The organism is Burkholderia puraquae, from assembly GCF_002099195.1.
Taxonomy (GTDB): Bacteria; Pseudomonadota; Gammaproteobacteria; order Burkholderiales; family Burkholderiaceae; genus Burkholderia; species Burkholderia puraquae.
In genome coordinates, this window is sequence record NZ_NBYX01000003.1 from 126,270 (window position 1) to 149,678 (window position 23,409).

General features: G+C 65.1%; 20 protein-coding genes and 3 pseudogenes. 10 read left to right on the forward strand and 13 right to left on the reverse strand.

From position 1 onward, the window contains the following. Positions 1–283 precede the first annotated feature (283 nt). The 7 genes from B7G54_RS07500 to B7G54_RS38970 all read left to right on the forward strand — a co-directional run bounded on the left by B7G54_RS07500 (position 284) and on the right by B7G54_RS38970 (position 5,996). Complete coding sequence (locus tag B7G54_RS07500) at positions 284–2,530, forward strand: TonB-dependent receptor (RefSeq protein ID WP_085038526.1); 2,247 nt, start codon at positions 284–286, stop codon at positions 2,528–2,530. A gap of 3 nt (positions 2,531–2,533) precedes the next feature. Continuing rightward, positions 2,534–3,304, forward strand: coding sequence for a tetratricopeptide repeat protein (locus B7G54_RS07505; protein ID WP_085038527.1), 771 nt, complete (start codon positions 2,534–2,536; stop codon positions 3,302–3,304). Beyond that, a complete protein-coding gene (locus B7G54_RS07510; protein ID WP_085038528.1) occupies positions 3,301–3,984 on the forward strand; it encodes a Fe2+-dependent dioxygenase in 684 nt (227 codons plus the stop codon). Before B7G54_RS07505 ends, B7G54_RS07510 begins: the two co-directional genes overlap by 4 nt. Continuing rightward, the gene (locus tag B7G54_RS38965; protein WP_165765552.1) at positions 3,977–4,144 is read left to right on the forward strand and encodes a hypothetical protein; all 168 of its coding nucleotides are present in this window, start codon (positions 3,977–3,979) and stop codon (positions 4,142–4,144) included. Before B7G54_RS07510 ends, B7G54_RS38965 begins: the two co-directional genes overlap by 8 nt. Positions 4,145–4,334: 190 nt before the next feature. Then, a complete protein-coding gene (locus B7G54_RS07515; RefSeq protein WP_244289283.1) occupies positions 4,335–4,976 on the forward strand; it encodes a M15 family metallopeptidase in 642 nt (213 codons plus the stop codon). Between the two features lie 103 nt (positions 4,977–5,079). Further along, positions 5,080–5,664: a nucleotidyltransferase family protein gene (locus B7G54_RS07520; RefSeq protein WP_085038530.1), complete on the forward strand. Its 585-nt coding sequence runs from the start codon at positions 5,080–5,082 to the stop codon at positions 5,662–5,664. A 185-nt stretch (positions 5,665–5,849) separates the two neighbouring features. Next, positions 5,850–5,996: a hypothetical protein gene (locus tag B7G54_RS38970; RefSeq protein ID WP_165765560.1), complete on the forward strand. Its 147-nt coding sequence runs from the start codon at positions 5,850–5,852 to the stop codon at positions 5,994–5,996. Between the two features lie 82 nt (positions 5,997–6,078). Here the strand turns inward: B7G54_RS38970 and B7G54_RS07530 are convergent, their stop codons facing one another. The 12 genes and pseudogenes from B7G54_RS07530 to B7G54_RS07585 all read right to left on the reverse strand — a co-directional run. Further along, entirely contained in the window at positions 6,079–6,837 is a 759-nt protein-coding gene (locus B7G54_RS07530; RefSeq protein WP_085038532.1) for an SDR family oxidoreductase, read from the reverse strand. Next, positions 6,834–8,381: an FGGY-family carbohydrate kinase gene (locus B7G54_RS07535; RefSeq protein WP_085038837.1), complete on the reverse strand. Its 1,548-nt coding sequence runs from the start codon at positions 8,379–8,381 to the stop codon at positions 6,834–6,836. The genes B7G54_RS07530 and B7G54_RS07535 overlap by 4 nt, the downstream gene beginning before the upstream one ends. Positions 8,382–8,410: 29 nt before the next feature. Next, positions 8,411–9,499: an alcohol dehydrogenase catalytic domain-containing protein gene (locus B7G54_RS07540; RefSeq protein WP_085038533.1), complete on the reverse strand. Its 1,089-nt coding sequence runs from the start codon at positions 9,497–9,499 to the stop codon at positions 8,411–8,413. A gap of 46 nt (positions 9,500–9,545) precedes the next feature. After that, a complete protein-coding gene (locus B7G54_RS07545; RefSeq protein WP_011354493.1) occupies positions 9,546–10,559 on the reverse strand; it encodes an ABC transporter permease in 1,014 nt (337 codons plus the stop codon). Next, the gene (locus B7G54_RS07550; RefSeq protein WP_085038838.1) at positions 10,546–12,066 is read right to left on the reverse strand and encodes a sugar ABC transporter ATP-binding protein; all 1,521 of its coding nucleotides are present in this window, start codon (positions 12,064–12,066) and stop codon (positions 10,546–10,548) included. The genes B7G54_RS07545 and B7G54_RS07550 overlap by 14 nt, the downstream gene beginning before the upstream one ends. Positions 12,067–12,128: 62 nt before the next feature. Then, positions 12,129–13,073 (reverse strand): substrate-binding domain-containing protein, encoded by a 945-nt coding sequence (locus tag B7G54_RS07555; protein WP_085038534.1) that lies wholly within the window; start codon positions 13,071–13,073, stop codon positions 12,129–12,131. A gap of 118 nt (positions 13,074–13,191) precedes the next feature. After that, entirely contained in the window at positions 13,192–14,151 is a 960-nt protein-coding gene (locus B7G54_RS07560) for an AraC family transcriptional regulator (RefSeq protein WP_085038839.1), read from the reverse strand. A 240-nt stretch (positions 14,152–14,391) separates the two neighbouring features. Then, positions 14,392–15,339, reverse strand: a complete 948-nt coding sequence (gene panE / locus B7G54_RS07565; protein WP_085038535.1) for a 2-dehydropantoate 2-reductase — start codon at positions 15,337–15,339, stop codon at positions 14,392–14,394. A gap of 133 nt (positions 15,340–15,472) precedes the next feature. Beyond that, positions 15,473–15,729 (reverse strand): annotated as a pseudogene (locus tag B7G54_RS07570) (PAAR domain-containing protein). 67 nt (positions 15,730–15,796) lie between these two features. Continuing rightward, positions 15,797–17,278 carry a virulence factor gene (locus B7G54_RS07575; protein ID WP_175130508.1) on the reverse strand — a complete coding sequence of 494 codons (1,482 nt, stop codon included), beginning with the start codon at positions 17,276–17,278 and terminating at the stop codon, positions 15,797–15,799. Next, complete coding sequence (locus B7G54_RS07580; RefSeq protein ID WP_175130507.1) at positions 17,275–19,590, reverse strand: T6SS effector phospholipase Tle3 domain-containing protein; 2,316 nt, start codon at positions 19,588–19,590, stop codon at positions 17,275–17,277. Before B7G54_RS07580 ends, B7G54_RS07575 begins: the two co-directional genes overlap by 4 nt. An 18-nt stretch (positions 19,591–19,608) precedes the next feature. Then, positions 19,609–20,763 (reverse strand): annotated as a pseudogene (locus tag B7G54_RS07585) (DUF2345 domain-containing protein); the annotation flags it as partial. Here B7G54_RS07585 and B7G54_RS39595 point away from each other — a divergent pair. Then, positions 20,761–21,087, forward strand: a pseudogene (locus B7G54_RS39595) (phage baseplate assembly protein V); the annotation flags it as partial. The pseudogenes B7G54_RS07585 and B7G54_RS39595 sit on opposite strands and share 3 nt — an antisense overlap. Here B7G54_RS39595 and B7G54_RS07595 read toward each other — a convergent pair. Further along, positions 21,062–21,289, reverse strand: a complete 228-nt coding sequence (locus B7G54_RS07595; RefSeq protein WP_085038536.1) for a contractile injection system protein, VgrG/Pvc8 family — start codon at positions 21,287–21,289, stop codon at positions 21,062–21,064. The pseudogene B7G54_RS39595 and the gene B7G54_RS07595 sit on opposite strands and share 26 nt — an antisense overlap. Positions 21,290–21,330: 41 nt before the next feature. Here B7G54_RS07595 and B7G54_RS38975 point away from each other — a divergent pair, with 41 nt between their 5' ends. Together B7G54_RS38975 and B7G54_RS07600 are read left to right on the forward strand one after the other, a co-directional pair. Further along, positions 21,331–21,675: a hypothetical protein gene (locus tag B7G54_RS38975; RefSeq protein ID WP_165765553.1), complete on the forward strand. Its 345-nt coding sequence runs from the start codon at positions 21,331–21,333 to the stop codon at positions 21,673–21,675. 150 nt (positions 21,676–21,825) lie between these two features. Continuing rightward, complete coding sequence (locus B7G54_RS07600; RefSeq protein WP_085038537.1) at positions 21,826–23,379, forward strand: methyl-accepting chemotaxis protein; 1,554 nt, start codon at positions 21,826–21,828, stop codon at positions 23,377–23,379. Positions 23,380–23,409: the final 30 nt, after the last annotated feature.

Consider the following 23,409-nt stretch of genomic DNA (forward strand, 5'->3'; position numbering starts at 1 on the left):
AGCACCTTGATGTCATAGCGGGGTGATCCGCAACAGCGCCACACTAACCCGCCCGGCAAGCCCGCCACACCTGGCCTATCGGCCATCAACCACCGCTCCGCAAGCCCACAACCACCCCGCCACATTCGCTAACAATTCCCCGACAAACGCGAATACGAACGCTTCTCATTCATCAATAAATTACATAGAATGCCATCTGAAAACAAATCGTAATAATTCCCGGCGGCATGCACATTTCCGCATCGCACCGCCCCGGGGCCACACCGCGAGGTCGAAGCGCACCATGAAGTCACGTCCCGACGAGCTGAAGCTCGGTAAATTCACCACCCTGTTCAGCGTGCTCGCCGCGAGCCCGGCGTTCGCGGCCGACGGCACGCCGCCGGCCGCCCCGGCCGGCACCGAAGGCCATCTCGCGCCGATCGAGGTCCAGGGCAAGGCCGAGCACAGCTACAAGGCCGACTTCTCCGCTTCCGCGAAATTCACCGCGCCGCTCGTCGACACGCCGAAATCCGTCACCGTGATCCCGCAGGAACTGATCCAGAACAGCGGCGCATCGACGCTGACCGAAGCGCTGCGCACCGTGCCCGGCATCACGTTCGGCGCCGGCGAAGGCGGCAACCCGCTCGGCGATCGTCCGTTCATCCGCGGCTACGACACGCAGGGCAGCATGTTCGTCGACGGCATGCGCGACACGGGCGCCACGACGCGCGAAATCTTCAACACCGAGCGCATCGAGATCACCAAGGGTTCCGACGGCGCGTACGGCGGCCGCGGCGGCGCGGGCGGCAGCATCAACCTGATCACGAAGGCCCCGCACCTCGGCACCACCGCCGCCGCGAGCGCGGGCCTCGGCACCGACCGCTATCGCCGCTTCACGGCCGACGGCAACTGGCAGTTCGCCGATCACGCCGCGTTCCGCCTGAACCTGATGAGCCACAACAACGACGTCGCCGGCCGCGACGCGGTCAACAACGAGCGCTGGGGCGTCGCGCCGTCGATCGCGTTCGGCCTCGGCACGCCGACGCGCGTGACCGCGAGCTATTACCACCTGTCGACGGACGACATGCCCGACGGCGGCATCCCGTACCTCTACACGACGTCGAACAAGCCCGCGAACGTCGGCACGATCTATCCGGCGCCCGTCGATCGCCACAACTTCTACGGCCTGATCGACCGCGACTTCCGCAAAACCACGTCGGACATCAGCACGATCAAGATCGAGCACGACATCACGTCGTCGCTGACGATCCGCAACACCACGCGCTACACGGAATCGACGCAGGACTACATCTGGACCCAGCCGGACGACAGCCAGGGCAACGTGGTGAACGGCAAGGTCTGGCGCCGCAACAACAACCGCAACAGTTCGATCAACAGCCTCGCGAACCAGACCGAGCTGTTCGGCGAATTCCGCACCGGCCCGTTCAAGCACAGCTTCACGACCGGTATCGAGCTGTCGCGCGAATGGGGCAAGCGCGATTCGTACAAGGTCGCAACCGACACCGGCAAGATCTGCCAGAAAGGCATCGGCGCCGCATCGGGCTACAACTGCACGAGCCTCTGGTCGCCGAACCCGAACGATCCGTGGGCCGGTTCGATCACGCGCAACAACGACTACGCGCATGCGCGCACCACGACGAAGTCGATCTACGGCTTCGACACGATCGAGATCACGCCGCGCTGGCAGGTCAACGGCGGCGTGCGCGTCGACGACTACTCGACCCGCTTCACCGACACCCGCGCCAACGGCGGCAAGACCACCACGCGCGACGACACGCTCGTGAACTGGCAGGCCGGCCTCGTGTTCAAGCCGGCGCAGAACGGCAGCATCTATGCGTCGTACGCGACGTCGTCGACGCCGGCCGGCATGATGCTCGGCGAAGGCAGCGAAACGCAGTCGCTCACGCCGGGCCGCGGTGGTGTCGGCTCGAACGCCGATCAGCTGTCGCCCGAGAAGAACCGCAGCATCGAGCTCGGCACGAAGTGGAACGTGCTGAACGACAAGCTCGCGCTGACCGCCGCGCTGTTCCAGATCGACACGACGAACGCGCGCGTGACGCTGCCGAACAACCAGTACGCGATGGTCGGCAACAAGCGCGTGCAGGGTCTCGAGCTCGGCGTTGCGGGCCAGATCACGAAGCAGTGGCAAGTGTTCGGCGGTTATACGTACTTGAAGAGCGAACTGCGCGACAACGGCAAGGACGGCGCGAACAACGGCAACCGCTTCCCGAACACGCCGAAGCACAGCTTCACGATGTGGTCGAACTACGATGTCACGCCGAAATTCACGGTCGGCGGCGGCGCGTTCTACATGTCGGAAGTCTTCGGCGATCCCGCGAACCTGCGCGCCGTGCCGTCGTACTGGCGCTTCGATGCGATGGCGCAATACCGGATCAACAAGAAGCTCGACCTGCAACTGAACGTGAACAACCTGTTCAACCGCACCTACTTCGACCAGGCGTATCCGGCGCACTACGCGTCGATCGCACCGGGCCGCTCGGCGTTCGTCACGCTGAACGCGCGCTACTGATCGATGGAGGCCGTGTCGCTGAGGGCGCTCGCGTCGGTATCGCCGCGCGAGTTTGCCGACATCCTGGCCGGGCCGCCCGAGCGCGCCGCCGCGTGGGTCGCGGCGGCAGCCGACAACGGCATCGTCGATGCGCAGGCCGTCTACGGGCAATACCTGCTCGACGGGCATGGCGTCGCACGCGATCCGGCGGCCGCGTTCAACTGGTTCCGGCATGCGGCGCGGGCCGGCCACGCGATGGCGATGAACATGCTCGGCCGCTGCTACGAGTTCGGCTGGGGCACGGCCGCATGTGCGCCGGTTGCCGTGTACTGGTACCGGCTCGCCGCGCAGGCGGGGCTCGACTGGGGCATGTACAACTACGCGACGGCGCTCGCGCTCGGCAACGGCGTCGACGAGAACCGCGCCGATGCGCTCGACTGGTTCCGCCGCGCAGCCGCGCTCGGTCATGCGAAATCGATCAACCTGATCGGCGGCTTCTACGAGGACGGCTGGGTCGTACCGGTCAACCCCGACGCCGCGTTCGACCACTATCGCCGTGCCGCCGTTGCCGGCGACTTTCGCGGCGCGTTCAACTATGCGCGGCTGCTTGCCGAGCGCGGGCGCATCGACGAAGCGCTTACCTGGCTCGCGCGCGTGCCGGCCACCGCGACTCCCGCGTTCGTCGCGAAGATGCGCGCGTATCTCGCGTCGTCGCCGATCGACGCATTTCGTGCGGCGGCGATGCAGTTGCAACCGACGCGGCCGCAGCCCCACTGCATGGAATCCGCATCATGATGCTTCATATCCCCGGCGTACTGACGAAAGCGCAGGTCGCGCAATGTCGCGAGTTGCTCGACGCGGCCGAATGGGTCGACGGCAATGCGACGTCCGGCACGCAGTCGGCGCTCGCGAAACGCAACCGGCAATTGCCGGAAGGCGCGCCTGCCGCACGCGCGGTGGGCGACGCGATCCAGGACGCGCTGGCACGCCATCCGCTGTTCTTTTCGGCGGCGCTGCCGCTCAAGGTGTTTCCGCCACTGTTCAATCGCTACGAAGGCGGCGAGACGTTCGGCACGCATGTCGACAATGCGATCCGGCTGCTGCGCGGCACGGATTTCCGCGTGCGCAGCGATCTGTCCGCGACGCTGTTTCTCGAAGAACCCGATGCGTACGACGGCGGCGAGCTGTGTGTCGAGGATACGTACGGCACGCATCGCGCGAAGCTGCCGGCGGGCGACCTCGTGCTGTATCCGGCGTCGAGCCTGCATCACGTCACGCCCGTGACGCGTGGCGAGCGCGTCGCGTCGTTCTTCTGGATCCAGAGCATGGTGCGCGACGATGCCGATCGCACGCTGCTGTTCCAGCTCGATACGCAGATTCAGGCGCTTTCCGCCGAAAAAGGCGCGACGGATCCAATGGTCATTTCATTGACCGGGATTTATCACAACCTGTTGAGGAAGTGGGCGGATGCGTAGCCAGCAGAACGAAATCCAGCCGCTGGACGTATTGCGCGGCTCGGTCATGCGCTACGGCAATCCTGTCGACCCGATCGAGGAAAGCGCTTGGAAAGCGTCGCAACGCGACACCCGAAACGAAGGCGTCCGCGCAGACACGTACATCGAGACGCCCAGATAAGGCACTCACGCCCCCGCAGCGAAAACCGCAACGCATCCTCCGCCGGACTCTGGCATATTGGCGATTCGTCTGACCAAAACGGCCTCGGCCGCCCCGCTCGACACCGGTTCGTGGCCCGCAACCGTCGTCGAGCCATTTGCCCGCTACCGTGATACCGCTCTCCGATCCCGCCGTCCGGTCAATTGCCCTGATGGAGTCGCACGAAGGATTCGTCGACCTCGCTACCTTCGATGAACGCATCGCGGTCGACCTCAGCCGCGCCCACGTCGAAAACAACACGTGCCCACATTTCCTGAAGGTACGCCGCGGCGTCGCCGAGCGGCTGGCCGCCGCCGCGCATGCACTCCCGGCCGGCCTGCGCCTGTACGTGAAGGAAGGCTACCGTCCGCTGGCGCTGCAACGCGACTATTTCACCGGCCATCTCGCGCACCTGCGCCGCACGCTGAATCCGCTGCCGTCCGACGATGCCCTGTACGAACTCGCCAGCCACTACGTCGCGCCACCCGAAGTCGCCGCGCATCCGACCGGCGCCGCCGTCGATCTCACATTGATATCGGCAGACGGTACCGAAGCCGACATGGGTTGCGTCATGAACGCCACCGACCAGGAATCATCCGGCGCGTGCTACACGCACAACCCGTTCATCTGCCGGACAGCCGCCCGCAACCGTCAGGTGCTGATCGCCGCGCTGACGGGCGCTGGCTTCACCAATTACCCGTCGGAATGGTGGCATTGGTCGTTCGGCGACCGCTATTGGGCCGTGATGCACGATCAATCGCACGCCATCTACGGCCCCGTCGAGGAAAACATGCTCGACGAAGCCGCGCGCTGACATTCGTTCCAACGAAACGCGCCCCTCTCGGTAACATCCTCACTTGTCGATCCCTGCTCGCTCCCGCACAATCGCGGCACCTGCGTCACTCTCCCCCGCGCCGATGTCCTATGCGTCACTCGCCACCGGCGTCCTCCTCGCCGGCGGCCTTGGTCAACGCTTCGACCCGAGCGGCCTGCACAGCAAGCTGCTCGCGCTGCTTCCCGACGGCACGCCGGTTGCGGTTGCGGCCGCTCGCCATCTGGCGGCAGCCACGGCCGACGTGATCGCCGTCGTGCGTCCCGGTGCCGAAAAACTCGCGATGCTGCTGAACGAAGCCGGCTGCCACGTCGTCTACGCGCCCGATGCCATGCGCGGCATGGGTGCGAGCCTCGCAGCCGGCGTGCGCGCGACGCCCGATGCGAACGGCTGGCTCGTCGCGCTCGGCGACATGCCGTGGATCGCGGCTTCCACCTACGAAACCGTCACGCGCGCGCTCGACGCCGACGACGCATCGATCGTCGCACCTGCGCATCGCGGCGTGCGCGGCCATCCGGTCGGTTTCGCTGCGCACCACTTCGATGCACTCGCGGCCCTCGACGGCGACACCGGCGCCCGTGCGCTGTTCGCCAGCGCACCGGTCAAGCTGCTCGACGTCGACGATCCCGGTATCGTGCGCGACGTCGATACGCGGGCGGATTTGCGCTGACCGCGATCGCGCGGCGCACGCCATGCATCGCCGCGCAGGATGCCGCTCGAAGCGTGCCGATTCACGGCATTCGCGGGCTATCGACGGCCCGCCGCGAGAATCCCGCTGCAAACGCACGCCCGATTGCCTATAACGAAGACGAGGCGCACCCGCCGCGCCGCCGTTACGCACTGCGCGAGTTCTCCATGACCGATCACACGACCCCGACGCCCGAGCCACCGGCCGATCCGAACCGCGATCCGGAAGGCGATCCGTTATCGCCACCGTCGCCGGGCCATCATCACGACAATCCGCAGCAACCCGACGGACCGCCGAGCAAGGATCCGGTCTAGCCGCCGTTCGGGCACCCCGCACATTCGTCCCTGTTTCGCGTCACGGGCGGTCACCGGCCGCACCGTCGCCGCATGACGTCGCCTAGCGCGCCGTGTACCCGCCGTCGATCGGCAGCGATACGCCGCTGACCATCGACGCCGCATCGCTCAGCAAAAACAGGATCGGTTCGACGACCTCGTCCGGCTCCGCAAATCGCCCGAGCGGAATCGCGGCCAGCATCGGCGCACGCTTCTCCGGCTCGCTCCACGCGAACTGCGCCATCGGCGTGAGCGTGACGGTCGGGTTCACGCTGTTCACACGAATGCCGTGCGGCCCGAGTTCGATGCACAGCACGCGCGTGATCGCGTCCATCGCCGCCTTCGACGCGCAATAGCTCAGATGCGCGGGCAAGCCGACGAGCGCGGCCTGGCTCGATACGTTGACGATGCTGCCCCGTGCGTTCGCCGCGCCGCGTCCGTCGCGCTCGATCATCTTGCGCGCTACGGCTCGCGCGACGAGTGCCGCGCCACGCGCATTGACGGCCATCACGCGATCGAAATGCTCGGCGCCGACATCGAGCGCCGGTTCGAGCGACGCAATCCCCGCGCAATTGACGAGGCCGTCGAACGCCCCGTGCACGGCAAGCGCCGCGTCGATCGCATGCTCGTCGCCGCCGACATCGACGCGCAACGTCTCGCACCCTGTCTCGCCGGCGAGCGCATCGAGCGCGGCCAGGTCGCGCCCCGCCGCGACGACGCGCGCGCCCGCCTGCGCCAGCGCGACCACGCACGCGCGCCCGATCCCGCTCGACGCCCCCGTGACGAGCACCCGCGAACCGCCGAAATCGAATCGTGTCTTCATGATGCCGTGTGCAACCCGTGCATGATCGGTTTGAGCGCCGGATACAGCGCCGTGTAGAGCGCAAAGCGCGCTGCATACGCTTTCGCACGTTCGGCATCGGGCCGCGCGCGCTCGACGAGCGTGACCCATCCGCCCTGCGCGTCGTCGTGTGACACGAGCCCTGCCCCGACGCCCGCGAGCAAGGCCGCTCCCATCGCGGCTTCGACGTCCTGCTCGATCGTCCACACCGGGAAGCCCGTCACATCCGCGATGATCTGCATCCAGAGCGCCGAATGCGCGGCCCCGCCAACGACGATCAGCCGGTCGTCGAGCGCAGCCATGCCGCGGCGGCCGGCCTCGATGTTGTGCCGCAGTGCGAACGCGACGCCTTCGAGCACGGCGCGATACAGGTGCGCGCGCGTATGCGCGAGACTCAGCCCGACGAACGCGCCGTTCGCCTTCGCGTCCCATACGGGGCTGCGCTCGCCCATCAGGTACGGCAGGAACAGCACGCCGTCGGCGCCCGGCGGCACGCTTTCGGCCGCTTCCTCGAGCAACACGTGCGGATCGCCGTGCGGCAGCAGGCGTGCCGCATCGATTTCCGCCTGACAGAACCGGTCGCGAAACCAGGCGACCGACGCACCTGCGGTGATCGCGCCGCCGAACACGTACAGGTCGCGCTGCCCGTTGAACACGTGCGGCATGCTGACGAGCCCGTGCCGCGCATCCACATGCCGGCTCACGTACCCCCAGCACATGCTGGTGCCGATCATCGCGACATGTTGCCCGGTACGCGTCGCGCCGGCCGCGAAGGTCGCGACGGCCGCATCGACACCGCCCGCGACGACGGGCGTGCCGGCCGGCAGCCCGAGCTGTTCCGTCCATTGCGACAGCAGCCCGCCGACGATGTCCGTCGAGTCGACGAGCCGTTCGGGCATCATCGTCGCCGGAATGCCGAGCATGTCGAGCGCGTCGTCGGACCACTCGCGGCGCGCGACGTCGTACACGCCGCCGATGTTGCCGGCCGAGCTGTGATCGACCGCGACCTCGCCGGTCAGCAGGTAGATCACGTAGGCGTTCGGCGGCAGGAAATAACGCACGTTCGCCCACACGTCCGGCCGCTGGTCGCGCAACCACAGCATCTTCGTGAAGCCGTAATAGCTGTCGACGCCGTTGCCCGTGATCACGCGCAGCCGCTCGACGTTCACGTTCGCCTCGACCCAGTCGACTTCCGCGGTCGCGCGCCGGTCCATCCAGATCAGGCACGGATGGATCGGCCGCATGTCGCTGTCGACCGGGATGCCCGAGCCGCCGTACAGGCTGCCCACGCACACCGCGCGGATCGCATCGGCCGGCACGCCCTGCGCGCGCGCATCGCTCACGCAGCCCGCGATGCACGCGAGCACCGCGTCGAACCACACCTGCGGCCATTGCTCCGCCCACAGCGGGCGCGGCGTATCGGGCTGGTAGCCGGCCGAGCGCCGCGCGACGATCGTGCCGTGCCGGTCGACGAGCAGCGCCTTGGTGCTCTGGGTGCCGATGTCGACGCCTATGACGTATTCCATGATGTCTCCGGTGAGGCGCACGCCGGCCGTCAGCGGGCCGGCTTCAGCAGCACCTTGATCGATTCAGGCGATTTCGCGACGCGGATCGCGTCGTCCCAGTCCTCCAGCGCGAAATCGTGCGTGACGATGCCTTTCGACGTGACGAGCCCGCGTGCGAGCAGATCGATCGCAACCGGATAGCAGTATGGCCCGAGATGCGCGCCGCGCACGTCGAGCTCCTTGCGGTCGCCGATGATCGACCAGTCGACGGTCGCATCCTCGCCGAACACGCTGAATTCGACGAAGCGGCCGAGCTTGCGGATCAGGTCGAGCCCCTGGCTCACGCCGACGGGTGCGCCGGTCGTCTCGATGTAGACGTCGCAGCCGTAGCCGTCGGTGAGCGCGCGCACGATCTCGCGCGCGTCGTCGCGCTTCGGGTTGATCGTCACGTCGGCACCGTACTGCCGCGCGAGTTCCAGCCGTTCGTCGATCAGGTCGATCACGACGAGCTTCTTCGGCGTCTTCAGGTGCGCGACCTGCGTCATCATCAGCCCGAGCGGGCCCGCACCCGCGATCACGACGACGTCGTCGAGCTGCACGTCGCCGCGGTTCACCGTATGGATCGCGCACGACAGCGGCTCGATGATCGCAGCGTCCTCGAGCGACACGCCGAGCGGGATCTTGTGGACGATCGCGGTCGGCGGAATGCGCATGTATTCGGCCATCCCGCCGTCGGCCACCTCGCGCTGGAAGCCGAAGATATTGTGCACTTCGCACATCCAGTACTGGCCCGACTTGCAATAGCGGCACTTGCCGCACGGCACGATCTGCTCGGCGATCACGCGGTCGCCCACCGCCACGCCGAAGTGCCCGGCCGCGCCGTCGCCGAGCGCCTCGACATGGCCGAAGAATTCATGGCCCGGAATCACGGGTGCCTTCACCCACGGGTTCGGGCCGCCCCAGAACATTTTTGCGCCGGCATAGCACTTGCAGTCGCTCGCGCAGATCCCGCATGCGGCGATGCGGATCACGAGCTCGTTCGCGCCGGGGCGCGGCTTCGCGACCTGTTCGACGCGATAGTCCTCGGGGCCGTGGCAGACGACCGCGGTCATCCGCGGCATGGCTTCGGGTGTCGTCATGTGTTGCCTCTTTCGTTGATGATCTGGATGACGGATGAATCGATCGTTACCGCGACCGTTCGCGGCTGATGTAGATCGCGAGCAGGATGATTCCGCCCTTGATCACGTTCTGCACATACGGGTTCACGCCGATCATGTTCAGCCCGTTGTTGAGCACGCCGAGCAGCAGCGCACCGACCAGCGTGCCGAGGATCGCGCCGCGCCCGCCCGAGATCGACGTGCCGCCCATCACGACGGCCGCGATCGCGTCGAGCTCGAAGCCCACGCCCGCGTTCGGTTGCCCGCTCATCAGCCGCCCGGTCAGCACGATCGCGGCGAGCGCCGACGTAAGCCCGGCCAGCGTGTAGACGATCAGCTTCACGCGCGCGACACGCACGCCAGTGAGCCGCGTCGCCTGCTCGTTGCCGCCGATCGCATACACGTAGCGGCCGAACGGCATCCGGTCGAGCAGCAGCCACGCGATCGCATAGACCACCAGCATGATCAGCACGGGCGCCTGGATGCCGAGCACCTTGCCGCTGCCGAAGAACGCGACCCAGTCGGGCAAGCCGTCGATCGGATAGCCGCCCGTGTAGATCAATGCCAGGCCGCGCGCGATGCCCATCGTCGCGAGCGTGACGATGATCGGCGGCATCCCCGCGAACGCGACGAACACGCCGTTCAGGAAACCGAAACCGAGGCCGACCGCGATGCCGATCGCAAGCGCGGCAACCGCGTTCACGCCCGCGACCATCAGCCCGGCCGCCAGCGTGCCCGACAGCGCCATCACCGAGCCGACCGACAGGTCGATCCCGCCGGTCAGGATCACGCAGGTCATGCCGACCGCGATGATCGCGTTGATCGACACCTGGCGCAGCACGTTTTCCAGGTTCGCGGCAGACAGGAAGCTCGGGCTCGCGATCATCATCGCGATGCACACGACGATCAGGCCGACGAGCGGATAGAACAGCGTCGAGCGCCGCAACTGCGCCCACATCGCGCGTGGCGGCGGCGCGTCGCCGTTTCCGGCGGTAGCCGCGAGCGTCGTGGAAGGCGTGGAAGAAGAATCAGGCAGGTTCATGGGTCGCTCCTCGCGTGCCGGCCGTGGCATAGGTCATGACCGTGTCGGGATCGATCTCGTCGCCTTCGAGCGTCGCCTCGATGCGGCCCTGCCGGAACACGGCGACGCGATCGCACATGCCGACGATTTCGGGCAGCTCGGACGAGATCATGATGATGGCGTAGCCGCGCGCGGTGAGTTCGCGCATCAGCCCGTAGATTTCCGCTTTCGCGCCGACGTCGATGCCGCGCGTCGGCTCGTCGAAGATCAGCACCGACGTGTGATGGTTCAGCCAGCGCGCGATCACGACCTTCTGCTGGTTGCCGCCGGACAGCGTCGCGACTTCGGTGTGGATCGACGGTGCCTTCACGCCGACGCGCCGCATCACGTCGTGCGTGGTGCGCGCCTCGGTTCGGCGGTCGATCAGCCAGCGCATCGACCGGTACTTGCCGAGGTTGTTCAGCGAGATGTTGTCGCGGATCGAGAACGACGTGACGAGCCCTTCCGTCTTGCGGCTTTCCGGCAGGATGCCGATGCCTGCGCGCAGCGCGTCGGCCGGATCGGCGAGCTTTGCCGCCGCGCCGCGCACGCGCACGTCCTTGCGGTGTGCGCGCGTCGCGCCGATCACCGCGAGCGCGGTTTCGGTGCGGCCCGAGCCGACCAGCCCGGCGAAGCCGAGGATCTCGCCGGCATGCAGCGTGAAGCGGTTCACCGGGCCGCCGCGTTCGATCTGCAGCTCGTTGACCTCCAGCACCCGCGGCGTATCGGCCGAGCGCGCCGGCTTCGGCGGAAAGCTGCTTTCGATCCGGCGGCCAACCATCATCCGCACGAGCTGTTCGACGTCCGTGCCCGCGACGTCGGTCGTCGCCACGTACTGGCCGTCGCGCAGCACCGTGATGCGGTCGCACACCGCGAAAATCTCGTCGAGATGATGCGAGATGAAGATCATCGCGACACCCTGCCGCTTCAGCTCGCGCATGATCGCGAACAGGTGCTCGGCCTCGGCCGGCGTGAGCGTGGCGGTCGGTTCGTCGAGGATCAGGATGCGCGCGTCGAGCGACAGCGCCTTGCCGATCTCGACGAACTGCTGCTGCGCGACCGACAGCGCGCGGATCGGCGCATCGAGATCGATCGACACGCCGAGCCGCGCGAAGATGCGGGCCGCCACATGGCGCATCCGCTTGCGGTCGCGCGCCCCCCAGCGGTTGCGCAGCTCGCGGCCGAGAAACAGGTTGTCGACGGCATCGAGGTGCGGGATCAGGCTGAACTCCTGGAACACGATGCCGACGCCCGCCGCGACCGCGTCGTGATAATCCGCGAAATGGCGTGCGGTGCCCTCGATCTCGATCGTGCCGGTATCCGGCTGATGAATGCCGCACAGGATCTTCATCAGCGTCGACTTGCCCGCGCCGTTCTCGCCGAGCAGTGCGTGAATCTCGCCGCGCGCAATCTCCAGATGAATGTCGGACAGCGCCTTCACGCCCGGAAAGCTTTTCGTGATGTGGCTGAGCCTGAGTATCGTGTCCATCGGCTTCTCCGTGCGAAGGGCGCCGGCCGTGCCGCCGCCCTTCGCGTCGCATCGCACGTCGTTCACCAGCTGAAGCCCTTCGCGTTGCCGCGATCGACCACCTTCACGTCGACCGGGATCGCCTTCGGCACCGTCGCCCCCCACTTGCGCGCGATCGCGATGCCGAGCGCGATGCGCACCTGGTCGGCCGGGAACTGCGCGGTCGTCTCGATGAACTTCGAATTCGGCTTCTGGATCGCGGCGATCGCCTCGGGCGCACCGTCGACGCTCGTCAGCTTGATGTCCTTGCCGGAACCCTCGATGGCCGCGAGCGCCCCCATCGAGCCGCCGTCGTTCACGCTGAAGATGCCCTTCAGGTTCGGATGCGCGGAGATCATGTTCTCGGTCACCGACAGCGCGGTTGCGCGCTCCTGCTTGCCGTTCTGCGTGTCGACCAGCTTCACGTTCGGGTATTTCGCAAGCCCCGCCTTGCAGCCGCGCACGCGTTCGAGAATCGGCACGACCGGAATGCCGTCCAGGATCGCGACCTCGCCGCTGCCGCCGATCGCCTTCGCGAGGTAGTCGCACGACATCACGCCCGCGTCGTAGTTCTTCGAGCCGACGAACGAATCGACCGGGCCGTTCGCGTTCGCATCGACGGCCACGACCACCGCGCCGGCCTTCTTCGCCTGCGTGATCGCCGACTGGATCCCGGTCGAATCGGTCGGGTTCACGAGCAGGATGTCGATCTTCTTCTGCAGCATGTCCTCGACGTCGCTCACCTGCTTGCTGACGTCGTGATGCGCGTCGGTGACGACGACCTGCGCGCCGATCGACGCGGCCGCGTCGTTCAGCGCCTTCTGCATCGTTACGAAATACGGGTTGTTCAGCTCCTGGAACGTCATGCCGATTCGCAGCGGGGCGGCATGCACGGCGGCAGCGGGCAGCCAGGCCGCGACGGCGAGCGCGGCAACCGCCGCCATGCGGGCGGCGCGGCGGGGGGATGAAGCGGGCGATGCATGCGTCATGACGGTGTCTCCGATTGTGTGCAGCTTTTTCGTGGTTGAGTGAGCCCCTCGCGACGTGAGCGGCGCGATCGGCTGGGTAAAACGGCGGTGAAAACTCAGGCGGGCAACGGCCCGGCGATCATCCGGGCTGCGGTACGATCCCGGGTACGCCAGGCGTGACGACACGCGGCGGCAGCGGATTGCCGGTGGGCGCCGCGTGCAGCGCAAGCTCGCGGCTGCGCGCATTCAGGCGCTGCAGCGCGCGGAATTCGGACGGCGCCATCCCCTTCACCGCGCGGAACTGGCGGTTGAAGTTCGACACGTTGTTGAAGCCGGCCTGGAAGCAGATGTCGGTGATGTTCGCATCGTCGGCGAGCAGCATCTGGCACGCGGACTCAATCCGCAGACGATTCACGTATTGCACGAACGGCATGCCCGTCTGGCGGTGGAACGCACGCGAGAACGCGCTGACGCTCTGCCCGGTCAGTTGTGCGAGATCGGATTCGCGCAACTCGGACGCGAGGTTCTTGCCGATGTACGACAGCGCATGGCTGAGCCGCGTGGGCGTGACGTCGGCCTGGTCGTACGCGGGGCTCGCGAGCAGCGTACGTTCCGCCGCCCCGCAAAGCCGTTCGAGGATCGTCATGAACAGCGCGATGCGGCGCATGCCGCGCGCCGCCAGCAACTCGTCGAACAGCGGCGCGATCGCGGCGCTGGTCGCCGCATCGAAGCCGACCCCGCGCCGCGCATCGTCGAGCAGCGCCTGCGCGTCGCGGCATTCGGGAAACGCGTCCATGCAGCGGCGCACGAACGCGGGGGCGAACTGGATCACGAGATTGCGGCGCTCGACGGTTTCGCCTTCGGCCATGTCGCTGACCCAGTTGTGCGGCAGGTTCGGGCCGAGCAGCACGAGATGGCCGGGGCCGAACGAGCCGATGTGGTCGCCGACGAAATACTTGCCGCGCGTCGCGACGATCAGGTGCAGTTCGAATTCGGGATGGAAATGCCAGCGGATCGTGCGATACGGATAGCCGTGCGACCAGACCTTGAACGACTCGTCGCGTCGCACGTCGACCACTTCCAGATCGGGGTGCATCATCGTTGGCGTCTCCATTCCCATGTCTCGCTGGCCGGCCTGTTCGGCTGCTTGCGCGCGCACCGCGAATTTCACGCGGCGACGCGACCGGTCGCATGGGAAGCAATGTAGGTCGATCGAGCGCGCGGCTCCACCAACTTTACGCCTGATTTCCGATACTTTTTTGCACAATCCGGCGGCAAACGGCGCCGGACGGCAAATTTGTGCAGCGCGGAACGGCCGGGCGGCCGCCCGCTCCGGTGCTTACGCGGCCGCGTGCTCGCGCGCCGTCCGCACTTCGTACGCCTTCAGGTGGTTGTACGCGATCCGCAGCAGCGACAGCGCATCGGCCGCCTGCGGGTCGCGGCGCGCAAGCAGGTCGCCGATCACGTGATCGGCTTCGACGCGCGCATGGTTCTCGACGTCGCGCAGCATCGACGCGGTCAGCGGCGACGGCGTCAGCACCATCCGCTGCATCCGCTCGATCGCGGCCGGGTCGGGACGGTAGCCGTTGTGCTCGGCAATTGCGCTGCATTCGGCGAGCATCGTCTCGAGCAGGCGGCGGCCGTCCGGCGCGGCCAGAATGTCGCCCACCGAGCCGCGGAACAGCGACGTGCTCGCGGCGAGCGTCGCGAGGAACACCCACTTTTCCCACATCCGCGCGGCCACGTTGTCGCTGAGCGTCGCATCGAAACCCGCGCCGCCGAGCACGTCGGCCACTGCGCGTACGCGCGGCGATTCGCCGCCCGCGAGTTCGCCGAACGTGACGCCGTGCGTATCGTTGAGGTGCACGATGCGCTGCTCGCGATCGAGCGTCGCCGCGATCACGCACAGCCCGCCGAGCACCTGTGCGGCGCCGAACCGGTCGCGCAGCACGTCGAGGTGGCGCATCCCGTTGAGCATCGGCAGGATCAGCGTCTGCGGGCCGACGAACGGCGCGAACGAGACAATCGCGTCGTCGAGGCTGTACGCCTTGCAGCTCAGCAGCACGAGGTCGAACGGCGCGACGCCGGCACCCGCATCGCCCGCGCGCACGGTCTGCACGTTCGCAAGCGTCAGGTCGCCGCGCGGGCTGCGGATCAGCAGCCCGTCGCGCGCCAGCGCAGCTGCGCGGCCGTCGCGCACCAGGAACGTCACCTCGCGCCCCGCCGCGGCCAGCCGGCCGCCGAAGTATCCGCCGACCGCGCCGGCCCCTACTACCAGAATTCGCATCGTTGCCTCCTTTCGGTTTCATTCGGTGCCCGCGCCGCTGCCCAGGCGCCGGACGCATATCTCATGCAACGCTCACTGGTTCAACGGCTTGATCCGCGGAACAGCTCGGCGGTCATGCACGGGTCTTCCGCATTCAAACACGTCCGGAAGTCGGAAGGGATGAAATCAATTCGGCACCGCATGAGGTCTTGTGGCCGTCGAACGCGGCGGCTTGGCCTTCAACCTTGAATTCCGGGTCACTTTCGACGATCACGCAAGCACCGTGAATTGGACATGAACACGTGTCGCCGATGCGAGCGACCGCGCGAGCCAGTACCTTGCTCGACCGGCTCCGGTTTCTACTCGGCCACCGTGCGTATGTACATCGTCTACCCGGACAATTCCCCGCATATCTCCATCCCCTGCATGACTCGGCGCGGCAGCGCGCACATGTGCACGTGCCGCCGCGCCGACTACATCACCACGAATATCCCTGCTGACCGTAATCGGTATCGTGTCGGCGACCCCACCACGGCAGGTAAGCATTGTTTCCGCCACGCGCGCGGAACCAATCCTTGTTTGGATCGATCGTCGTCAATTTTGACGGCGGCAGGACGACAACCGCGACCGGATGCTCCGCATCGGTGGTGCCCGCAACCAGTGCGTTACCGCCAAAGTGATTGATCCGGCCGATCGCCAGTGCAACGTCGGTCAATGCGCTACCGGTCCCCATGTCGCCGAGCAGCGCCGCCGTGTTGAACGTCTGCTTTGAGTGGTCGTATTCCGGCAAGACGTCGGTAAGCGTTTGCGACAGGCCGACAAGACGGTTAGAGGCCGCATCACTGCCTTTACCTGCATCGTGGACGATGTATTTCAGGTCAGTAACCGCGACGCCGGCATTGCGTGCCGCGTGGTCTATAGTCGCCTTCCACGCCTGCACAGTGCGCGTTGTGCCAACCTTCGGCGAGAAGTCCTTCGTGTCGCCCATCGCCGCCTTGCCGATCCATGCGAGCGGTTCGCGCTCCGTGTTGAAGGTCGGGCCGGCGAGGAACAGTACAACAAGGTTCTCGTTAATCTGCGCGTCCGTGGGCGGAAAACTCGGCGCATCCCAATTCATGACCCACACGCTCTTGTCAGGGTTCGCCTGCAAGTAGTTCAACGCCTTGTTCAGCGACGTAAAGCCGGCGTTCGCACCGCCTTGCGTGATCTGCACATCAGGGGGCGTGTCGCGGCTCCACAGAGTCTTGGGGTACGGCGGACCGATTTCAAAGTATTCGACAATCTCATTAGCCAGGGTTGCTTTGGCATAGTCCGGATCAAGTCTTGGGGGGATTGCTAATTCAACGTGAATTCCGGCAAGTTCGCGCCAGTCCTTTGAACTTTCGGAGCTTACAGTGTAGAAATACTGCGGATTCATCGCGTAACGACTTTGCATTAAGCCAAGCGCCTCGTTGACGTATTTGTGATAGAAGCCCTTGAAGGTTTCCTTCCCGCGATTGCCGTACACCAACGCACCGATGGATCGAAGCGACGAAAACTTTTCGGGCTTCGTGCGGACCATGTCATCGTTCTTGTTCGGTGTGGCGAGTCCTTGCGTCCACAACAATTGCCATTCGGTCGGATAGTCCTTACGTTCGAGCGGATTCAACCAAATCAGGCCGACGACCTGAGCGACAAACGGCTTCGCCGGTTCTTCGGCCACTGGCGCTGCATTGTTGGTGGGTGTCGGGGCGGGGGCAGCCTGTGCCGGCCGCATCATGGCCGTGGTGAACAAAAACACCACGAGCGCCAACAAGCCGGGCGCGACTACGAATCGTTTCATCCAATCTCCCATTTCCAAGTGTGCCGGTTCCGGTTGTTCGACGTGTGTCATCAGCGTCGCCATGAGTAGGGCCGCGACCATCCATACCAAAGCAGCGACTGCGACACGTCGCGGCCATGTAGCGATAAGCGCCTTCATACCACACCCCCGATCTTCAAATGAGTCTGGCCTTCGCGCTCGTCCACAATCTTGCTGGGCATGTTGCCTTCGCTGTTTTCAGCGTGGACCCACTCGTGCATCGACAACTTACCAAGCCGCCCCTTTTGGAAATAGCCCGCGTACTTCTTGTTCGGGTTGTCGTCCGAAATGCCTTTTCCCATCCGCCAATCAGCCTCAATCCGCAAGTCGTACAACTGATCGGGCGTCAAGTAACACAAGCCGACGGCAACATCATACGCAAGCGCATATTCGGCATGATCCGCATTGGTCATCGTTGTCGAGTGGTTTGTCGGGTTATTGGTCTGACCGCGATCCATCCCGTCCGTGATCTGCTTGTTACGCCAATCCGTATAGCCTTCGGGCACGTCGCTCTTGCCATCCTCACCGGTCACGTGACCGTCCTTATCAACCCAATCGGAGTTCATCGTACGTCGTGCTTCCAAACGCATCAGCGCGCGGTCCTCGTAGCGTTGTCCGGTTTCACTCTCAGCCGTACCTTGAGCGTCACCGTCCTTGTTCTTCGACTTGTAAAGGTCGTAGGGATCGTCGGCTCGCTTGTCCGCATTGGCCTTGCTCGCGTCGCGCCATGCGGACGGCGGATCGTTGCCTTCGTTGAAGTCGCTTTTGGCCGGTCCATCTTCTGTCGGCACGATCGGTTTGCCGAATCGCTTCGCCTTCGGTGGGAACGGTTGATCCAGCGCGGGGGCATCCGCAGTCACGGTCCAGCCCTTCGGCGGGTCTTCATTCACGCGGAACATCTTCATTGCAGCAGTCGCAGCAGTTCCCGCGTACATGACGGGCGCGGTAATTAATGTCCCCATCATCCCCCAGACCGACTCGTTTCCTTTGAGCGCACCAACCAGACCGAATTTTGCCGGCGGCGACGGCGGATACCAGAATCCCGGAGTCGATCCTTTCTGCACACGTCGCCAGTCGTCTTCCCAATATCGATAGTCTTTCTGCACGCCGACATCGAAACCCGATGCGAAGACACGCTGCGTCAGTACGCCGGGAACACCGATATCGTTGATTTCAAGCTTGCTGATACCGCGCCAGCCAATCCCTTGAACCGTCACCGCCGAAATCACCTGATCATGCGGACAACAGTACGCCGTGACGCGGCCATATGTCGATTCATTCAGACCGTGACGCACACGGTCTTCCTGTGCTGCATACGACTTGTTGCTCGCCCGCGATACCCGACTGTTCCCCATGTCTTCATCGATCTTGTCGGCAGGAAGTTCGTAGGCTTTGCGCGTGCCGATGATCGACAGAAACTTGCCAAACGTCTGCGTGCGCGCTGCGTAGGTCTGCCGTCCGCGATTCCCGTGCGGGTCTTTCGTCTCACGTTGCGACCACGTATCCATTCCCGTGGAAGATTTATTCGGACCGTCCCCCTTCGCGAAGCTATATGGTGCATTTGCCAGCACATAGGCGTCCGCTACGCATCGCCCCTTGTGCCCCCACGGGTCTTCAACGTCGGGCAGTGCATCACCGAAGAACGCCGCTGTGAGGCCCACAATGTTGCCTTGGCTATGACATACGACGGTAATCGGTACAGTGGCCTGCATGCGGCGGATCGACTCGATCAACTTGGCAAGGCGCAAGGCCGCGAGTGCGCCATACGCGCGGGGCGGCGCGCGATACAGGGGCCGATTGGTCGGGTTGATGGCCTGCACGCTTGTCCAACCGAATGCACGATCATCAAGTCCGCCATGCCAAAGATCGGGGAGACTCGAGCATCCATTCGTGAACGGACCGCCGCCCCAATAGTCCTGTTCGTTCAGGAAAATCTTGTCTCCGTATTCCTTCAATTCTTCGGCGGTCGCCCGATAACCCCACCGGAAGTGAATCACGTTCGAGAACGACGGATCGGGCTTGATGTAGTTGTCCGCAAGCAACTCTGGATTCAGAAATCCGTCCGGCGTCAGGCTTTCTGTGTACTTCGCGGGCGTCAACTGGCCGGCATCAATGCCTTGGTACTTCAATTGATCATCAAGACGGCCGAGCCGACGATTGAGGCCCTTGCACAGTCCTTCCTCCGCCGCCTCGAACCATTCGCCTTCGGAGTTCACGCCGTGCACGAAGATGACGATGCCGGGTAACGGCATTTGCTTGATGCAGATAAGCCGGTTGTCCTTGTCGAACAAGGTCGGCCCTTCGGCACGACCCACAACAATAGGCGGCGGTTCTCCGCGCGATGCAGTTGCGCCCGCCGCATCGGATTTTGTGGTCGGTTCGTCGGTGCGCGCGTCGGCTACCGGTCGAGGATCGAGAAAAGAATTGGTCATCAAAACTCCGGCCCTTGCTTATACGTTCTTCTTGACGAACTGCACCGCCAGCTTTTCGAACTGGTCGGCATGCACCGCCGGCAGTTCGCCGGCCGCATCGGTCTTCAGATTCGACAGCGCCCCCGACGCCTTTTGTACCTGTCCGTCGAACCCTGCCGCCGCGTTGCCGTCCGTGGCACGAACGAGCTTCGGCACGCGGCCGAGCGCCGCATGATCGAATTTCGGCATGTCTGCGGACATGCTGGCGGGCCCATCCCACGAATGGCCGGCCGATTTCACCGTGAAGGTGCCGGGGCAACCGAGTTCGATATCACTGCCGTGCAGCTTGAGATATGCGCCCCTCGACGTGACGAACACCACCTGATCGCTCGCCATGCCCGCGAGCTTGCCGCCGGCCGCAGTGAGTTGGATGTTCTTCGCCGAATCGACTTGCGTATCGTCGTTCTGCGATTGAATCGTGACCTTGCCTTGATTTTCGATGGCCGACACGCCTTCGCTATGTGCGAACATCGCGACGCCACGTCCTCCGTGCAGGTTAATACGCTCGCCGCTGGTGACTTGCACGTGTTGCTGCGCCACTTGATCGATGTTCACGCCGGCATAGGTCACGTGCGTTTTCGGCGTGACGTTGAGCGATCCGGCCTGCGCGCCGAACGCCATCAGCGCGGCCCCATCGCCGGCCGCACCCGATCCCGTTCCTCCGGGCTTCCATTCCTTGAACGCATCGGCAATGGTCGCTTGCCCGGCCGTGTCGGCGGCTTGCCCACCGTGCTGGCCGGCATAGTCGCCAAGCGATTTGAAGAGCTCCGTGCACTGGCCGGGCAGGCCAACGAGTTCGTCGCGGTCGAGTTGCCCCCCGCTCGCCTGTGAGCGTGCGTAGGTCGTCAACAGAATGCCTTGTGCGGCGCGCAGCGCGGCGGCAGCGTCGGTGCGCAGTTCCGCACCCTCGCCCCGGTCGGTCCCGTGTCCGTCCTTCCGGGGCTGCGTGAGATACCCCAAGTTCAATTGCGTATGCGCATGTTCGCTCGCTAGCTGTGCGGAAATTTGCGAGGGGGTATCGTCAAGACGTAGTTGGTTATAACGTCGCCCCTTAATCTCCTTCGTCTTGATCCCGGACACGTACCGGTTGCCCGGCAGCGCACCGGTATGGGTGAACGTCGCAGGCGGGTTTCCTACGATCCGAAGATCGATTTGCCGCCCGTACACCTGCTGACCGGAACGATTGTGGGCACGGAGGGAGAGGAAGTGTTTTGCGACGCAGACGGCCATGTGCGCGTGCTGATTCACGGCTTTGATCCGGCGGACCATACGCACGCTCAAGGCGTCGGAACGAATGGGCTGGCAGGCGACAGCGCGCCGATTCGTGTCGGGGCGAGTTTGGCAGGCGGCAACTTCGGCGCGCTCTTTCTGCCCCGCGTCGGAATTGAAGTCTTATTGGGCTGTCTTTCAGGCGACCCGGACCGTTTGGTCATCATCGCGGTTTTGAGTAACGGCGCGAAGCGTCGTAAACGTTTAGTCGATAGACGGTCAATTCGCCGTCCGATTGGCCCACCTGCACATCGCGAACGATCGCGTTGATGGTCTGCAAGCCGCCCCGGTCGGTCGTCAGGCGCACCGACACCGGCAAACCGAGAAGCAGCTTGGGCGACAGGTTGTCGCGCGTCGATACGCAGTTCAGATAGCCGTCGATACCGGTCATCAGCCCTTCGTGTGGATATCGGCGTGATGGAGCGCCAGTAGATGACCAACCGTGCTTTGCGCTTGCCCGAAATTGACGGCGACGGGCCGCTGGTTCCAGTCAACAAGATTTGTTCATCGGCATGCGCTATCCCGTCGTCCGTCGCCCGAATCCATTCATCCTCAAACTCCGCGCGCGACTCTTTGAGGCCTTTCAATGCTTCGCCGTGGGCGTTTAACGTACCGATTGCCACGCTGACCATATGCGCCTTGGCAAGCAATTCGCTCAACTTCTCGACATGGATCGCCATACTTTCCGGTAACTCAATCATTTCCACTTTCATTGCTGCTCCCGTCGTTTATCCATTCCCGTTGGCATCCAGCCCCTTCCAGACCCTTGTTGCTTGACTTGCTGAAAAAGTCCAACACAGCGCCCGTTTAATTTCGCAACACCTTCTAAGGGATAACCCGCCTACGGCGCTGCACGTCGCGCGCCGTCAAGACACTTATCCCGTCACGCCGCTACGGCGAGCTTCCACGACCGACCGACCACACACCATGCGCAATCTTTCCCTGAATCAGAAACTCGCCTCGATGATCGTCATCCTGTGGCTCGGCCTGCTCGTCATCGCCGGGCTCGGCGCATGGCAGACGCGCACCTCGATGATCGCGGACCGCCGCGACCAGCTTGCGTCGCTGGTCGCGCAGGCCGCGAGCGTGACCGACCATTACTACAAGCTGTCGCAGCAGAACGCGCTGCCGGAAGCCGACGCGAAGCAGAAGGCGCTCGAGGCGATCGCCGCAATGCGCTACGGCGCCGACGGCTACATCTCCATCAACGACTCGAAGCCCGCGATCGTGATGCATCCGATCAAGAGCGAGCTCAACGGCAAGGACGTGTCGAATTTCACCGATCCGAACGGCAAGCACCTGTTCGTCGAGATCGTGAAGGCGGGCAACATGGAGGGCGGCAAGGGCTTCGTCGAGTATCTGTGGCCGAAGCCGGGCGCCGACAAGCCGCAGGAGAAAACCAGCGCCGTGCAGCGCTTCGCGCCGTGGGACTGGTATCTCGTGACCGGCATGTACATGAACGACGTGCGGTCGGCCGTGCTCGAAAGCATCGGCCGCTGGCTCGCGATGACGGCCGTGCTCGGCGGGATCGCCACCGCCGTGATGGTGCTGGTGCTGAAAAGCGTGCGCGCGAACCTCGGCGGCGAGCTGGAAGTGGCGCTCGACGCCGCGCAGCGCATCGCGCAGGGCGACCTGACTGCGCGCGTCACCGTGAAGGACAACGATCGCGGCAGCCTGCTGCATGCGCTGCACACGATGCAAGGCGGGCTGATCGACATGGTGTCGCGCGTGCGGATGGGTACCGAGAACATCAACGTCGGCGCGAGCGAGATCGCGTCCGGCAACACGGACCTGTCGCAGCGCACCGAGGAACAGGCGGCCGCGCTCGTGCAGACCGCGTCGAGCATGGACCAGATGACCGCGAACGTGAAGCAGAACGCGGACAGTGCCGCGCAGGCCGCGTCGCTCGCCGGCCAGGCCGCGCAGGTCGCGACGCGCGGCAGCGCGGTGGTCGACGACGTCGTGCGCACGATGAACGAGATCACCGGCCGCTCGCACAAGATCGGCGACATCATCGGCGTGATCGACGGGATCGCGTTCCAGACCAACATCCTCGCGCTGAATGCGGCAGTCGAAGCCGCGCGGGCGGGAGAACAGGGCCGCGGCTTCGCGGTGGTCGCGGCCGAAGTGCGCTCGCTCGCACAACGCTCGGCGACGGCCGCGAAGGAGATCAAGTCGCTGATCGTGTCGTCGAACGAGACCGTCGAGCAAGGCGCGGCGCTCGTCACGCACGCGGGCGAGACGATGGCCGAGATCGTGCAGTCGGTGCGGCGCGTGAACGAGATCCTCGACGAGATCAGCCATGCGTCGCGCGAACAGAGCGCCGGGATCGAGCAGGTCAATCGCGCGGTGGGCGAGATGGACCAGGTCACGCAGCAGAACGCGGCGCTCGTCGAAGAAGCCGCGGCCGCCGCGCATTCGCTGCGCGATCAGGCCGAGGCGCTGCGGGATGCGGTAACGCGGTTCGCGTTGCCGGCCTGACGGCCGCCCCCCCGGCGCCCGCTTGCTCAC